Below are 15,090 nucleotides of genomic sequence, written 5' to 3'. Positions count from 1 at the left end.
ATCAACTTAGAGCACCTTTTTTACGCGCCTGCCATTTCCCAGAGACCATCAACAAACAGGGAGTCACCAGCAACGTTAACACAGTGGCAAAGGTCAGCCCCCCTGCTATCGAGGTTGCCAGCTGATTCCACATCTGGGTCGAAGGTGCGCCAATCTCGATGGAATGGTCAAACACATTGATGTTCATGGACAACACCATGGGCATCAAACCCAATACGGTGGTGATGGTTGTCAGCATAACCGGTCTCAGACGCTGGGCACCGGTTCTGAGAACGGCTTCCCTGGTACTGTGCCCTTCTTTTCTCAAACTGTTGAAGGTATCGATCAAAACAATGTTGTTGTTAACAACGATACCCGCCAGGGCAATAACGCCGATGCCACTCATCACGATGCCAAAGCTCTGGTCGGTAATCATCAGTCCCAGGAAAACACCGCCGGTGGCCAGTACCACGGCTGACATAATTAATGCCGCCTGATAGAAGCTGTTGAACTGGGTCACCAGGATCATGGCCATGACAAACAGCGCAACACTGAAGGCCTGCATCAGGAACTGTCCGCTCTCTTTCTGGTCCTCTTCTTCGCCCTTAAAATCAAAGCTGACGCCGTCGCCTAAATTGGCCGCTGCCAAGGCTTCGGTCAAGATCGGGATTTGTTGTGAAAGCAGTGCGCCATCCACCAGGTCGGCTGAAAGCGTGATGGTTCGTTGGCCATCTTTACGTTTGATATTGTCGAGCTTGCTGCTGACTTCCCGCTCTGTAAAGTTGCCAATAGGCACCAGTCCGGCAGAGGTCATTAGACGAAGCTGGTCAATACTTTCCAAGTGTCGTTCACTTTCCGGGTAACGGATGCGGATATCCACTTCATCGTCGGAATCGTCCGGGCGATAAGACCCCACGGTTAATCCTGAGGTTACCATTCTTACCATGCTGCCAGTGGTGGCAACGTCGGCTCCGTATCGAGCTGCTTCAGCACGATCAATACTCAGGCGCCATTCGTAACCGGGTGCAGGTCCTGAATCCTCAATGTTGGTAAAGGAGCCCAGGTTCTCCAACAGGTTTCTTGTTTTAGCCACGGCATGGTAGAGGGTGTCAAGATTATCAGCTCTGACAATCAGCTCCAGCGGCTTGCTGCCGGGAGGGCCATCCTTGACACGCTCAACCGCTATATCCAGCCCTGAGAAACCGGCCAATCGCTGTTCAGCATCCTGAGCTACGGCCAGCGTTGTGTCACGGTACTGCCAGTCTTCAAGATTGACTCTCAAAGTCCCCACCACCTGATTATCTCCGGTTCTGGCATAGAGGGTTTCCATGCCCGGCAGATCCAGCAGGCGGGCTTCTATTGTTTCCATCAGAGCGTCTTTTTCATAAACAGAAAGATTCCCTGAGTTCACCTTGACGGTGATGATGATGGCATCGGTATCCACATCAGGAAAGAACTCAACACCCCGGGAAGTCTTGATAAAAAGCGTAAAAATCAGCGCTACCGTCATGCAGGTAACCAGCAGCACCCTGCCGGGGTGATTGATGGTCCGGGCTAAAATCGACACATAGCGTCCGGTGAAACCGGTTGCCTGGTCAAAGTCGCCTGACTCAACAGCCTCCATGGAAGCTTTTTCTCTGGCACCCAGCGAGCGGGGTTTGCCAATCATGGCACCCAGGGTCGGGATAAAAATCAGCGCCATCAGCAGAGAAGAAGCCAATGTCGCAATCAGAGTCAGGGGCAAGTACTTCATAAACTCCCCCATTATTCCCGGCCAGAACATCAGCGGGAAGAAGGCGGCCAGCGTCGTCGCCGTTGAGGCGGTGATGGGCCAGGCCATTTTGCGGGAGGCTTCCAGATAAGCCTGCTGGCGATGAATCCCCTCCCCCATTTTCCTGTCCGCATATTCGGTGACAACAATGGCGCCATCAACCAGCATACCCACCGCCATAATCAGTGAGAACAGCACCACCATATTAATGGTCAGTCCCATTATCTCCAGAATCAGAATACCCGACAGGAAGGAACCCGGTATTGCGATACCCACCAGAAAGGCACTTCGAGCTCCAAGAGCGCCAATAATAACCACCACAACAAGAATCACCGCCGACAGAACGTTGTTCTGCAAGTCAGTCAACATTCTTTTTATTTCTTTGGACTGATCACCGACGTAATCGACTTTCAACGTTCCTGGTGCGCTAGCAATGCCTTGGTCGATGATGGTTCTTGCCACTTCAATGGCTTCAATAATATTCTCACCGGGTCGTTTTTTTATTTCCAGGGCAATACTGTTTTTGCCGTTCAGCCGGGCATAACTTCCACCTTCTTTAAACGTACTGAGAACCGTAGCGATATCGGCAAAAGTCACCACCCGGTTTTCTTCTACCTTGACCGGTTGGGAAAGAATATCAGCCGGGGTTTTGTAAACGGCAGGTACCTTAATGGAGTAACTCCCCTGCCCGGTGTCGACACTGCCTGCGGCAACCAACTGATTATTCTGTGACACCAGATGGATGACATCGGCAGGAACCAGACCATAACTTTCCAGTTTCATGGGGTCGATGATAACGTCTACCACTTCTTCCCTGTCACCGGCGATGTCTACTTCCAGGATCGTCTTTTGGGCTTCCAGTTTATCCTTTAAGGCCCGGGCAACCTTTACCATGGTTCTTTCGGGGAGATGGCCCGAGAGAATAGCCGTAATCACAGGGTTTACACTGGCCATGGTAATCTGTTCAATAACCGGCTCATCGGTGCCGTCGGGCAGCTTGCTTTTTGCCAGGTTTACCTTGTCGCGGACATCGGCGAGTGCCTTATCCAGTTCGACCCCGGCCTCAAACTCAAGGGTAACAGAGGCGTGGGATTGTGAGGCGGTTGCCGATAGCTCCTTGACGCCTTCCAGCCCCTGAAGCTCTTTTTCCAGGGGCAGAACCAGCAACCTTTCTGAATCTTCCGGTGAAATGCCTTCGTAGCCAACGGAAACATACACGTAAGGAATAGGAATATCCGGCGAAGATTCCCTGGGAATCGTCAGATAGGAGAGCATCCCTGAAATAAGAATCAGGATAAACATCATCAGAATCGTACGACTACGGTTCAGTGACAAACCAATCAGACTGCTCATGGTGTCTCCCCTGCAAGCTTGTCTCCTTTCACCGCTAAGGCCTCTTTCACCGCAAGGGCCTGCGCCGGTTCAACCATTACCCGGTCCCCTTCCCTGACAAAACCCTGCCCTCTGGTGATCAATCTGGCACTGGCAGGAATACCGGTAAGCCAGATGCCGCTGGCTTCAGATTTGACAATATCGACAGCCGTGAAGTGCACCTGGTCCTTGTTATCCACCCATTTGATGCCAGGGTTACCGGTCTCATCCAGACTTAATAACGCCGGTGACACCTTGATGGCTTCAACCTGTTCCAGTTCCAGTTCAGCCTCAACACTCAAACCGGCTGGCGTCTCCATGGCGGCATTAGGCAGGCTGAGCTCTACCTTAAAGGTACGGGTGCCTGATTCAGCCAGCCGGGCTATGTTGCGAACTTCAGCAGAGGCTGTTGCCCCGGAAGCAAAACGAATATCGGCACTGTCACCCAGGGCAACGGATGCGATGTGTGACTGGGGCACATCGACAGAAACCACTAAAGGATCAAGGTCGAGTATCTCGGCAACGGGTTTTCCTATTTCAATATAATCACCCTGCTCGACAAAGCGGTCATTGAGGATGCCGGTCACCGGAGCACGGATTCGGGTGTTGTCGAAGTCGATTTCCAATGTTGAAAGTGCTGACCGGGCTTCGCTCAGGGCCACTTCCAATTCGGGCAATTCATTCTCAGCAATCAGGTTTTTATTTTTCAGGGACAGTGCTGAGTCGTAGTCAAGTTCCGCTTTTCGGACTCTGGCTTTGGCGGTGGCGATCTGGGCCGGTAATGCCCCCTCTTTTAAAGTAACGATGGCGTCTCCGGTTTTTATAAACCGCCCTTTCTGACCCGTTGCGGCTATGACTCTGGCAGAGATTTCGGCACTGATGGTCACGATCCTGTCAGGCTGGGTTTCGCCAAATAAAGTCAGGGTTCGGTGAATGGATTCAACAGGAAACACTCTGGCTGAGACCCTGGCCAGTGGTAATTCAACGGATGTGTTTTCCTTACGAGATGATGACTTACCGGTATCGGACATGGAAGTCACGTCTGCTGTCAGCAGATAGACGCCCAGAAGCCCCGCCATTCCTCCAGCAAGGATCCAGGATCGATTAATATCAGGCATAGAATATTCGCAGTGTGTTTTGGTTGTTTTTATGGTGTCGTACAACCTTGTACGGTTCTGTAGTAAAACTATAAAGAAGCTGACCATCAGGCAGCAAGTAAAGGCTGAAATTTTTGTATTTTTCTGACCTTTGAGCCTCGTAATGCAGCTTATAACCCACTGGCTTTTCAGCTATGATGCAGCTCACACAGCCAAGGAAGCCCCTTCAAAGTTATGAAAGTCATCACATTCAATGTCAATGGTATCCGTGTTCGCCTGCATCAACTCAAGGCCCTGATCGACAAGCATCAGCCGGAGGTCATTGGCCTGCAGGAAATCAAAGTGACTGATGAAGATTTCCCGGTCGAGGCTATTGAAGCCTTGGGTTATCACGTTGAGTATTTCGGGCAGAAAACACACTACGGCGTTGCGCTGATGAGTCGTAAGAAGCCTCTCAGGGTTGAAAAAGGTTTCAAAACCGATGCCCCTGATGCCCAGAGACGCCTTATTACCGCAGAATACCAGACTGACAGTGGTCAATCCTTCACCGTCATTAATGGGTATTTCCCCCAGGGTGAGAGCCGTGACCACCCTACCAAGTTCCCTGCCAAGCAGTCGTTTTATCAGGATTTGATGACCACCCTGGAAACCGGCTATTCACCGGATCAACCTTTACTGGTCATGGGCGACTTCAATATCTCCCATACGGACACCGACATTGGCATCGGTCCCGATAATGCAAAACGCTGGCTAAGAACCGGAAAGTGCAGTTTCCTGCCGGAGGAAAGAGCCTGGTTTGATCGTCTCCTGGGCTGGGGATTCACGGATTGCTTCCGTGTCTGCCCTGAAAAGAACCGTGAAGAACTCTACAGTTGGTTTGACTACCGCAGTCGTGGATTTGATCGTGAGCCTAAACGGGGTCTTCGCATCGATGGGGTTATCGCAACGGACTGTTTGATGGCGCACTGCAAAGCAACGGGCATTGATTACGATATTCGTGGTTTGGAGAAACCTTCAGACCATGCGCCGCTGTGGGTGGAGTTTGACGTCTGATTATTTGTATCTGACAAGTGCCTGTGCAACGGGTCTGATCGTAGCATGTGATTCTGGCGAAATCATTCGATTCGATTATAATGAACGAATCGAACGATATTATGGAGATTAATGACTATGCAAGCTCTTTCTGCCAATGAAGCCAAAACTCATTTTGGCGATATGTTGCTCAAAGCACAGCGAAGTCCTGTTCAGATCAGTAAGAATGGTAAGCCCGTTGCCGTGGTTATCTCAGCCGATGAATACCAAAATATTGAGGCGCTCAAGTTACAAATGTTGCAGTTAAGAGCTGCCCAGGCCAAAACTGATATAGAAGCAGGCAAGCTGGCTGATGGTGATGCATTTTTTGATGAGCTGGAGGCGGGCAAGCACGACTGATGGCTACTTATCGCTTAACTCCCGATGCACAATCTGATCTGGTCGAGATTCGCCGATACACAGTAGCACAATGGGGTACTGCTCAGTCCGGAAAATACCTATCTGAGCTCCGGCAAACAATCCATCTACTTGCTGAAACGCCATCCCTTGGCAAACATAGGGCAGAGGTCGGATCAAATGTTTTGAGTTTTCCCCATGCGAGCCATGTCATCTATTACATGATGCATGAGGAAGTATTGGTTGTATTTGGTGTGTTACACAGACGCATGGTTCCGCTCAATCACCTGATCAAACGACAGAGCATTTGTACCTGAGCACCCAAACTCCGTTCATCCTGAGCGGGGTTTGGTTGCCACCCATAACCCACAGCCCCTGAAAACCAGTCAGCCAACTTGCACCCGCCTCTTCAACTGCTATCCTCAAACCTCAAACAAAAAACCACACAGGATAGGCCGTATGAGTAATTTATACGAAACCGATTATCATCAGTGGCTTGGTCAACAAGCAAACTTGTTAGCTAATAAACAGTTTAATGAACTTGACCTTGAGAATCTTATTGCGGAGTTAGAAATGAGCAGAGAGGATGAAATTGACAAGCTTGAATCCTTTCTCCTTAACTTAGTTCTTCATTTACTCAAGTGTGACTATCAGACGACCGTGTTGAAAGATGGGTGTAATACACACTTTATTCCTAGCTGGTTAACCAGTATTAGCAACAGAAGAAGGGATATACAACGTATTATTAAGAAACATAAAAGTGTGGAAAAAGCTTGTGAAGAAGCGTTGGTAAATATTTATCCAGAAGCCAAACAGGGCGCTATTGAAGAAATGAATAAGTATGCTCGTAGTGAGGATCAAAAACTAACTACTGATAGTTTTCCAGACACTTGCCCCTGGAGTTATGAAAAGATAATGGATAGTAGCTGGGAACCGCTTAACGGAGTAGATCTCTTCAGCTAGTGTTGACTCGCTCCCATGCTTCAGTGTGGGAGCGTGACGCACTACCGGTATGCATTCTCACGCAGAGCATGGGAACCAGAGTTTTGCGACAGCCTCATTCGAGCCTAATCAATAACCTCAACACTGTCGCCTACCCGGATAATCCCTTCTGACTCATGGATCAGGTCTTGCCCAAAGATAACGCCCATCTCTGTTCTTCTATAACCCGACAGTGTCATCAACGGATCTTTTCCTGTCTTAACCCCTGTTGCCGGATCAACCGTTGTCATAACACAGCGACTGCAAGGCTTGGCGACACGGAAAACAACCTCACCTATTTTGATTCTTTGCCAGTGATCTTCTGCATAAGCCTCCGTGCCCTGAACAACAATATTGGGTCTGAAACGATCCATAGTGACCGGAGTATCAAGACGGCTGTTAAGCTCCTGTAGTGAAGCTTCGGTGGTGAGCAGAAAAGGGAAACCATCAGCAAAACCGGTGCGGTCTCCTTCATTGGCAAAACGAAGATCCACCTGGCGGTGCACCTGCTTTGAGAATTTCACCAGTCCGCATGGCAGGCCAAGACATTCACTGAGCCATTGCGATGCCGCATCACCGGCATCAAGCGCCTGCAGTTCATCCTTCCAAACCACCACCTGTTTTTCAGAAACTTCAGCCTGTTGCTCCGGGTCTTTGATAATGAGATCAGACATCCCTGGTGCTGACAGGGTTAATCCATGAGCATCTGGCACAGCGGAAATCAATGCCATTTTTGGATACTGGCGCTGGGTCATAAATTTGCCATCGGGCTCGACGACCAGCCAGCGCCGGTCATTAACGAATCCCATAGCATCAATGGCCGCCTGATCGACTGAAATCTTCTTGAGGGATTTCACCGGGTGAATGGCAAGATGGGAAACAATCAGGGAAGTGTCAGTCATTAGAGTCTCACTATGATGTTGCCGATTGGGCAAAAAGCCTGATGGCCATGCCCTCTGGATTTCAGAAAGAATGTACCAGATTTTTACTCATAACTTCGAGGAAAGCGTTACTTTGCGGCTGCCTGTTCTGGACTGGTAGGCACTTGAATATCGCCGATATCTTTCTGAAATTTGTTTTACAATGTATAACAATGTAGTACATATTTAACCTATGGAGAGTAAAACATGAGGCAAGAAACGCTCAGTGCCCGTATTGATCACGATACTAAGGCTGCCTTTACTAATATCTGCGAAGCCGTTGGTTTAAGTACTTCTCAGGCTATTAATCTCTTTGCCAAGGCGGTAATCAATCACGGTGGAATCCCCTTTGAACTGCGAGTTCAGCAGCCCAATAAAACCTCGGTGGCTGCGATGAAAGAACTGGATGAAGGCAAAGGTCACAGCGCCGAAACCGTCAGTGCTTTAATTAATGAGCTGACTGACGGGAAGGTGAATGATGTATAGCCTGGAATATGTCCAAGAACCTGCTTGCCATAATCCCTCAATTCACCATCAGGCCCGACGTAACGATAAAGTGTTTGACGGGATACGCCCAATTCTCGACATAATTCACTAACATTGGTGTCTTTGACTTTAAAAGCAATTTTGCAGGCCGGACACCAAAACTAATCACATCTGATAATGCTATTGACTTAATCACAATTAATCACTATTTTTCATAGTTATTAAAGCATAATGAGGATTCTAATCATGGCTCAAACAGATACAAAGGTACTTACTGCCCATGTGCCATTGTCCTTGGCTGAAAAAGTAGAGCAGCTTGCACAGAGACTTGAGCGATCAAGGGGGTGGATTATCAAACAGGCTCTATCCGCCTGGATTGACCAGGAAGAGGAGCGGGACAGGCTAACCCGAGAAGCTCTGGCAGACGTAGACGCAAATGCTGTGATTGATCATCAGGCCGTTCAAGAATGGGCAGAAAGTCTTGGAACTGAAAACCCCCTACCGGTGCCGCGCTAATGGAAATTAATTGGACGAGTAAAGCACTCTCTGATTTATCGCGACTGTATGATTTTTTAGCTCTTGTGAATAAGCAGGCCGCAGCTAAAACAGTTCAGTCTTTGACATCCGGCCCTGCGATTCTGTTGGAAAATCCAAGGCTCGGTGAAAGAGTTGAAGCTTTTGACCCCAGAGAAGTCAGAAGGGTTCTAATCGGACAATATGAAATGCGCTATGAAATCCAGCACTCAACCATTTATATTTTGAGGTTCTGGCATACACGTGAAGAGCGATGAGTTTTTCAGCCCACAACGCAATCTATACGCTTTTTACCGGTGTCGTTTAGATAGTCCTGAAAATCTTTTGGTAACCGGCCAGAGGAGCTACCGTACCAGAGCACTGCTTCGCCGTTAACCAGGTATTCGAAGGTGTGCTTTTGAGTGCTGCGAACAGGCCTTTGCAAGAATTACTTTACAGCTGCCTGTTCTGGACTGAACAACATAGAGGGTCTATTGTTTTTTAGCGAGGAAGTCTGCCAGCTGTTCATACCAACCACACGACACTGGGTGACTGCATCACAGTCTTCGCTGCATCAAAGTCTCCGCCTTCAGCCACTTCGGCTATGGGGATCATAACCGCCCTGTTCGGGTTATTGGCTCTGTAACCTGATAGCTTTTCCAAGGAGTCTTGTACGTGATGAAGAAGTTGAAGCATTACCTGGTTTCGTTAATCGCTACTGTCTTCCTGCTACCAGCTCTGAGCTTACAGGCTCAGCTCTTGCCTACCAATTCAAGCATTCCTCTCGCTAACCTTACCAGCTTGCTCTCTACTGCCAGTGATGGTTCGTCCTCTATTGAAAGTACTGATGCATCATCGTTTGGGGGTCGGAGCGCTCGGGCAGCACCCTCGTTCAATAGGCAGACATGCTATAGTCGTTATCTTAGTAATCGTCATAATCAGGGGGTGAAGAAATTTTTTGAAGCCAGTGGGCTTTCTTCCCAACGGAAACGGAGTTGTGTGGTTCGTGAACCCGAAAACTCGGTAAATATAAATGAGCTGGTAGCAGCTATTCCCGAGGACACCATTATAATACTTGGCTCCCGTGCTTGGCATAGAGCGAGACCGGGTGGGGACAACTTGTCTAAGCACTATATTAGTGGCCCCATCCATTTGAAGTACGCTCAAGCCCTTTTTGGGGCTCCTAATGACGGTCTTCAAGTCGTCATCGAGAACCGGGCAGGGTCTACAGCCCAAACAATGGTCGAGTTCGGAAGTTCCAGCAGCTTCGATTATTCGAAAAAAAAACCTAGTAACATAAAGTTCATTACCTTCAAACCAGCATCCGCGGGGACTTTTTCCAGCATTATCAACATAAAATGCTTTAACCGGGGACTGGGGATAGATAACAACAAATTCGAAACGGGTAAAGCCGAGCTGGGAGCCATTAACGTTGTTTGTCATCAACCTCTGGATGCCAGCCTCAGTGCCAGCCGCCGGGGCCCGTACATGAGGATCAAAGGAAACACGATCACAGGCCAAAGCTTCACAAAAAACTCAACAGCCTATATTCCCGAGCAAGGAATATTGATTGATTTTCCTTTTATTGCGAACCATACAACCCGGCTCTTTGTTGATGGGAACACATTCCAGGGCAACATGTCAGCAGCAGGTCAGTTTTATCTTGGCCACGGAAGCAATTTAGGTGTCTTCAGAAACACTATCAACATTGGCAATACCGGTGAAGTATCGACTGGAAATGGGCGAGCAATACAACGAAGTGGTTTTACATTTGCAGGTCCCGTAGACGCTAATAAAGGTCGTGTTCACTATAAAGTGGCCAACAATAATGTCACAGTGACAGGCACAGCTATCGTTCTCTCGGGACATATGGATCTGGACTTTGCCTGTAATAACCTGAATTCTTACCAGCCTTGGAAACAAACTCAAAGTAATCTCACTCTGGAAGCCATTCAGCCATCACTGCTGCAAGCTGAATGCAACCCAAGATCACTCAACAATACCTGGACTGCCAGAAGCAATAACCCTTGTGCTACTGCCTGCGATGGCTTGGTTAACGTTGAAAATCAATTCTTCTTCTTTAACTGTGTCGCCTGTCCAGTCCGAGTCCCCCCTGGTCCAAGCGTGTCCGTTCCTACCTGTCCAAGCGTGTCGGTTCCTGTTTGCCCAAGTGTGTCGGCTTCTACCTGTCCAAGCGTGTCCGTTCCTGTTTGTCCAAGTGTGTCGGTTCCTACCTGTCCAAGCGTGTCCGTTCCTGTTTGTCCAAGTGTGTCGGTTCCTACCTGTCCAAGCGTGTCCGTTCCTGTTTGCCCAAGTGTGTCGGCTTCTACCTGTCCAAGCGTGTCCGTTCCTGTTTGTCCAAGTGTGTCGGTTCCTACCTGTCCAAGCGTGTCCGTTCCTGTTTGTCCAAGTGTGTCGGCTTCTACCTGTCCTATCTGCCCAAGTGTGTCCGTTCCCACTTGTCCAAGTGTGTCGCCTTCTGTCTGTCCCGCCTGCCCAAGTGTGTCCGTTCCCACCTGTCCAAGCGTGTCGGCTTCTGCCTGCCCTGTTTGTCCAAGCAGGTCTGCTCCTGCCGCTTCCGCGTCCGTTGCTACCAGTCCGGGCATGTTCACCCCTTCAAGTACCAGCACACCCACTACTGCCAGTACCAGCAGCCCTCCTCAGCTTTTCTTATGCGATTTTCTTATAGGGCAGTCTGCGGGCGTTCAACGGCGGCTAGACCAATATAAAGACCTGGTGAGTGGACGACAGTGTATGGTTCTTAGTGCCGACCCGGCACAAGATTTAAGTGAGTTAATCACACACATTCCCGAGAACACTGTTCTATTGTTTTCTTCCGACACCCACCCCGGAGTGATGCCTTCGCCATCGGCTACCTCTATTACAGGTAAAATCCCGGTCGAGTACTTTACTGACCACGAAATAATTCTAAAGAACGGTCAGGACATGATTGGCGCAGCTGACGACGGCTTTGAAATCGTCATCAGGGATCGGCCAGAATTTAAACACAGGCATTTGATCAGGGTTGGAACTGCTAAAAACTTCCAGTATGGTGAGACCAAAGGCAGTCATATCAAACACATTACTTTCCGACCCACCGGCAATGATAAACGCGACCCCCTTGACGCCATTGTTTTTGCAGAGTGCTCTAACCGGAAACTGATTATTGAAAATAACCGGTTTCATTCTCCTTTCCGGGCAGCCACTGCCCTTGATTGCCGGCAGTCCCTGGATGCCTCTGCTGCTGACTGGCTTCAGGGGCCGGCATTGCGGTTCGCTAATAACAGGATCATCGGTAAAGAGTCCAACCCGGTTATCGCCAAACGTTCTACCCACGTGATTCCCAATCAAGGGCTATGGATTAACCTTCCTGCCATCACAAGTCAGTCAGGGCAGTTGTCTGTTATTGGCAACACATTTGAGGGCTATATGGCAAAGGCGGGTGAGTTCAGGCTTGCGTCCGGAACCCATATTAAGGTGTTCAAAAACAAGATAGATATTGCCAATGCCTCATCCTCCGACGGGGGACTCGTTCTTGAAGGGCCTGCAAAACCAGTAACCTCCCCGGCTTTTTTCCTGGCTGGCAATCAGATCCGGGCAACACAAACAGCGATAACCGTCAGGGGGCAGCTTGGTCTTACCCTGGCCTGTAACCACCTGCAGGCAGTTATTCCATGGTGGCAACCCCAAAAACAATTCAGCTTGCAAGTACCTCTGAAAACACCGGGAGAAGTGACAAACGTGTGCGACGACATTGTCAGTTCAACCGTTGCCTCGTCAACGCCCAATACACTTGGAAGCAGTCGGCTGACAAATACCTGGACAGCCATAAAGAATTCCGTTGCCACGGCCTGCTCCGGACTGAGCCACCTCGAAGGCCAATTGCTCTTTGACACAGAAGTCTGTCAGCCAGTCACGCCCTCCACTTCAGCAGCGGGTACCACTGCTGTGACTATGGGTTTGGGTGTCATGGCCACCCTGGCCATGTTGCTGAATCTGTAACACAAGCGCAGTCACTACAGGTTTGTGGATCATAGCTACTCTGTCCTATTATTGGCACTGTCCTATTATTGGCTCTGTAATTTTTCCAGGGAATCCTGAACATGACAACATTCCTCCCCGCATTTATGCCCTCGGGTACTGGCAGTAGGCGGTATCCAGTTAAGGTAAAACGATGAAGCCCAACCTGATAGACATCGGTGTCAACCTCACCGATAAGCAGTTTTCAAAGGATCGGGACGAAGTCGTGGAGCGTGCCATTGAAGCTGGCGTGCAGACGATGATTCTTACGGGAACCTCTGTTGATGAGTCTCAGCACGCTTTGGAACTAGCCCAACAGTATTCAGGCCACTGCTATTCAACGGCAGGGATTCATCCTCACGACGCCAAAAACGCCACGGAGTCCTGTTATCAAACACTGAAGGACCTGTTTAAAGCGCCACAAGTGGTCGCTGCCGGTGAAATGGGCCTGGACTTCAATCGGGATTTTTCTCCCAGACCGATTCAGGAAACGGTTTTCCAGCAACAGCTACAACTGGCCGCTGAATCAGGGCTTCCCGCTTTCTGCCATGAGCGTGATGCCGCAGATCGTTTTGCAGCCATTGCCAGAGAGTTCAGGGATTCTATTAATGGGCTGGTGGTTCACTGTTTTACCGCTGATAAAAAAGCACTGTATAAATACCTTGATCTGGATCTGCACATTGGTATCACCGGCTGGGTCTGTGATGAAAGGCGTGGCACTCACCTGCTGCCATTATTGAAAGATATTCCCGCAAACCGTTTGATGATAGAAACGGATGCCCCCTGGCTTTTGCCCAGAAGCATGGGCAAAAAACCAAAGAACAAAAGAAATGAGCCTGCTTATTTATCCTGGGTAGTGAAAACCATTGCTGAGCAAACGGGAAAAAGCGATGAGCAAGTGGCCAGAGAGACATCAGAAACGGCCAGAAGCTTTTTCAATTTGGATCCAGATGGACAATGACATCGGCATTGGGAAGGAACGTCATAATGGCATCTTCCGCTGCCTGGCCAATATCATGGGCTTCGTGCAGGCTTTGGTCACCATCAAGATCGATGTGCATCTGGATAAAGGGAACCTGACCGGAAATGCGGGTTCTCATCTCATGAATGCCCTGAACCCCTTCAATAGCCAGCACAATACGCTCAATGTCCTGAACCTGCTGCTCTGGTAATGAGTGGTCCATAAGCTGTTGAATCGCAGCCCATGCCATTTTGCCGACACTGAGCAGCATGTAAATCGATATCAGAAGCGCAAACCCCGGATCAAGATAGAAATAACCCTGACTGGCCCCGTAGAGCGCAATAATGACCGATACGTTGGTGAGCAGGTCTACCCGGTAATGTATGGCGTCTGCGGCAATGGCGGCCGATCCGGTTTTCTTTACGACATAAGTTTGTATCAACAGGAGTATGAGAGTCGTCACAATCGAGAAAAGTATGACGGTTATGCCCACTGATTCATTGTCAACGCTCCCGCCCTCCCCTAACAATTGATCTGTCGCACTGAGAAACAGAATAATGGCAGAGCCGGAAATAAAGGCTGATTGTGCCAGAACAGCGAGATACTCTGCTTTGCCATGGCCAAATCGATGCTCTGCGTCGGCGGGTTCAAGGGCGATTCTGACCGCCACCAGGGTGATCACCGAGGCAATCACATCCATGACTGAATCCAGCAAAGTAGCCAGGACGCTCAGAGAGCCGGTCATAAACCAGGCGGCCATTTTAACCAATATGAGGATAGCGGCTGTCGCGACAGAGGCGATCGAAGCCAGCTTCATCAACTGTTCGTGGTTGTCGGATATTTTTTTATGGGGTGTAGACATACGATCCATCAATGTTAAATAAGCTGACTTTTTGTTTCAGAATACTGAAACGGCACTGAAAATCCTAGTGCAGCTAAGCCTTACTTCGAGGTGTTCAAAAAAATGAGGGTTTTCTTTACATCCTGTTGAAGTGGTGCAGTATTAATAGGCAACACCTTTTAACACCAAAGGAGAAAAGCATGGCCACCACTTCACACCGATCAGCCCACTGGATTATGTGCGAGGCAATTCGCCACTATGTTGCTTGTGAGGAAAAGAAAGAAGCCTTCAAGCAGGATGCCCTCAATGCGTGGGAAGTCTATCAGGAAAATGGCAAGCACTTGACGTTTGAAGAGGCAGATGCCTGGCTAGCCAAACTTGAAGCCGGAGAAGATGCGGAGATTCCTAAGTGAGCGCCCTTCCACTCCGCTCAGGGTGAACGTAGTTGGTTAAAAATCCACTCACCGAGCTGCTCCATCGCAAATGGCCAGCCTATCTCGTCCCCCTTTTCAGAAGCGATCACCGGGATTCTGACGCCATATCGTTCAATCAAATCATCGGATGTACTGATTTCAACCGTTGACCACCGGAATTGATTATGAAGTTGTGGGTGTTGGCCGAGAATATTAAGGAATTCTTCGGCGTGATCACACAGGTGACAACCCGATGTGGTATAGAGAGATAAGTGCAACACAAATTTTCCTGAACAGCGGAAGACTAAG

General features: G+C 49.2%; 17 protein-coding genes and 1 pseudogene. 10 read left to right on the top strand and 8 right to left on the bottom strand.

Annotated features, from left to right (window positions below; all coding sequences use genetic code 11):
• Position 1 precedes the first annotated feature (1 nt).
• Positions 2-3,103, bottom strand: a complete 3,102-nt coding sequence (locus K7B67_RS08860) for an efflux RND transporter permease subunit (protein ID WP_252179987.1) — start codon at positions 3,101-3,103, stop codon at positions 2-4.
• Complete coding sequence (locus tag K7B67_RS08855) at positions 3,100-4,239, bottom strand: efflux RND transporter periplasmic adaptor subunit (protein WP_252179986.1); 1,140 nt, start codon at positions 4,237-4,239, stop codon at positions 3,100-3,102. The genes K7B67_RS08860 and K7B67_RS08855 overlap by 4 nt, the downstream gene beginning before the upstream one ends.
• 213 nt (positions 4,240-4,452) lie before the next feature.
• Here K7B67_RS08855 and xthA point away from each other — a divergent pair, with 213 nt between their 5' ends.
• From xthA to K7B67_RS08835, 4 genes are all read left to right on the top strand, one after another.
• Positions 4,453-5,271: an exodeoxyribonuclease III gene (xthA, locus tag K7B67_RS08850; RefSeq protein ID WP_252179985.1), complete on the top strand. Its 819-nt coding sequence runs from the start codon at positions 4,453-4,455 to the stop codon at positions 5,269-5,271.
• A gap of 117 nt (positions 5,272-5,388) precedes the next feature.
• The gene (locus K7B67_RS08845; RefSeq protein WP_252179984.1) at positions 5,389-5,649 is read left to right on the top strand and encodes a type II toxin-antitoxin system Phd/YefM family antitoxin; all 261 of its coding nucleotides are present in this window, start codon (positions 5,389-5,391) and stop codon (positions 5,647-5,649) included.
• Positions 5,649-5,963 carry a type II toxin-antitoxin system RelE/ParE family toxin gene (locus tag K7B67_RS08840; protein ID WP_252179983.1) on the top strand — a complete coding sequence of 105 codons (315 nt, stop codon included), beginning with the start codon at positions 5,649-5,651 and terminating at the stop codon, positions 5,961-5,963. Before K7B67_RS08845 ends, K7B67_RS08840 begins: the two co-directional genes overlap by 1 nt.
• Positions 5,964-6,105: 142 nt before the next feature.
• The gene (locus K7B67_RS08835) at positions 6,106-6,609 is read left to right on the top strand and encodes a DUF29 domain-containing protein (RefSeq protein ID WP_252179982.1); all 504 of its coding nucleotides are present in this window, start codon (positions 6,106-6,108) and stop codon (positions 6,607-6,609) included.
• Positions 6,610-6,713: 104 nt separating this feature from the next.
• On the opposite strand, the gene K7B67_RS08830 is transcribed toward K7B67_RS08835, so the two are convergent.
• Complete coding sequence (locus K7B67_RS08830) at positions 6,714-7,529, bottom strand: MOSC domain-containing protein (protein ID WP_252179981.1); 816 nt, start codon at positions 7,527-7,529, stop codon at positions 6,714-6,716.
• 225 nt (positions 7,530-7,754) lie between these two features.
• Here K7B67_RS08830 and K7B67_RS08825 point away from each other — a divergent pair, with 225 nt between their 5' ends.
• A complete protein-coding gene (locus K7B67_RS08825) occupies positions 7,755-8,033 on the top strand; it encodes a type II toxin-antitoxin system RelB/DinJ family antitoxin (RefSeq protein WP_252179980.1) in 279 nt (92 codons plus the stop codon).
• 11 nt (positions 8,034-8,044) lie between these two features.
• Here K7B67_RS08825 and K7B67_RS08820 read toward each other — a convergent pair.
• Positions 8,045-8,158 (bottom strand): annotated as a pseudogene (locus K7B67_RS08820) (helix-turn-helix domain-containing protein); the annotation flags it as partial.
• Positions 8,159-8,279: 121 nt separating this feature from the next.
• On the opposite strand from K7B67_RS08820, the gene K7B67_RS08815 reads away from it, so the two are divergent.
• Together K7B67_RS08815 and K7B67_RS08810 are read left to right on the top strand one after the other, a co-directional pair.
• Positions 8,280-8,549, top strand: a complete 270-nt coding sequence (locus tag K7B67_RS08815) for a ribbon-helix-helix domain-containing protein (RefSeq protein WP_252179979.1) — start codon at positions 8,280-8,282, stop codon at positions 8,547-8,549.
• On the top strand, positions 8,549-8,824 hold the full coding sequence (locus K7B67_RS08810) for a type II toxin-antitoxin system RelE/ParE family toxin (protein ID WP_252179978.1): 276 nt from the start codon (positions 8,549-8,551) through the stop codon (positions 8,822-8,824). The genes K7B67_RS08815 and K7B67_RS08810 overlap by 1 nt, the downstream gene beginning before the upstream one ends.
• Before the next feature lie 1,402 nt (positions 8,825-10,226).
• Here K7B67_RS08810 and K7B67_RS08805 read toward each other — a convergent pair.
• Both K7B67_RS08805 and K7B67_RS08800 read right to left on the bottom strand, forming a co-directional pair.
• A complete protein-coding gene (locus tag K7B67_RS08805) occupies positions 10,227-10,475 on the bottom strand; it encodes a hypothetical protein (RefSeq protein WP_252179977.1) in 249 nt (82 codons plus the stop codon).
• Positions 10,476-10,612: 137 nt separating this feature from the next.
• Positions 10,613-11,176 (bottom strand): hypothetical protein, encoded by a 564-nt coding sequence (locus K7B67_RS08800; RefSeq protein ID WP_252179976.1) that lies wholly within the window; start codon positions 11,174-11,176, stop codon positions 10,613-10,615.
• 124 nt (positions 11,177-11,300) lie between these two features.
• Between K7B67_RS08800 and K7B67_RS08795 the strand changes: the two genes are divergently transcribed.
• Positions 11,301-12,548: a hypothetical protein gene (locus K7B67_RS08795; RefSeq protein WP_252179975.1), complete on the top strand. Its 1,248-nt coding sequence runs from the start codon at positions 11,301-11,303 to the stop codon at positions 12,546-12,548.
• Between the two features lie 172 nt (positions 12,549-12,720).
• Positions 12,721-13,527, top strand: coding sequence for a TatD family hydrolase (locus K7B67_RS08790; protein WP_252179974.1), 807 nt, complete (start codon positions 12,721-12,723; stop codon positions 13,525-13,527).
• On the opposite strand, the gene K7B67_RS08785 is transcribed toward K7B67_RS08790, so the two are convergent.
• Positions 13,502-14,389, bottom strand: a complete 888-nt coding sequence (locus K7B67_RS08785; RefSeq protein ID WP_252179973.1) for a cation diffusion facilitator family transporter — start codon at positions 14,387-14,389, stop codon at positions 13,502-13,504. The two genes, K7B67_RS08790 and K7B67_RS08785, sit on opposite strands and share 26 nt — an antisense overlap.
• A 179-nt stretch (positions 14,390-14,568) precedes the next feature.
• On the opposite strand from K7B67_RS08785, the gene K7B67_RS08780 reads away from it, so the two are divergent.
• Positions 14,569-14,781 carry a CopG family transcriptional regulator gene (locus tag K7B67_RS08780; RefSeq protein ID WP_252179972.1) on the top strand — a complete coding sequence of 71 codons (213 nt, stop codon included), beginning with the start codon at positions 14,569-14,571 and terminating at the stop codon, positions 14,779-14,781.
• A 17-nt stretch (positions 14,782-14,798) separates the two neighbouring features.
• Here K7B67_RS08780 and K7B67_RS08775 read toward each other — a convergent pair whose 3' ends face one another.
• Positions 14,799-15,062 carry a glutaredoxin family protein gene (locus K7B67_RS08775; protein WP_252179971.1) on the bottom strand — a complete coding sequence of 88 codons (264 nt, stop codon included), beginning with the start codon at positions 15,060-15,062 and terminating at the stop codon, positions 14,799-14,801.
• Positions 15,063-15,090: the final 28 nt, after the last annotated feature.

Source organism: Endozoicomonas sp. 4G (assembly GCF_023822025.1).
GTDB lineage: Bacteria > Pseudomonadota > Gammaproteobacteria > Pseudomonadales > Endozoicomonadaceae > Endozoicomonas_A.
The sequence above is the reverse complement of the archived record's forward strand: the minus strand, read 5'-3'. Positions and strand labels throughout refer to the sequence as shown.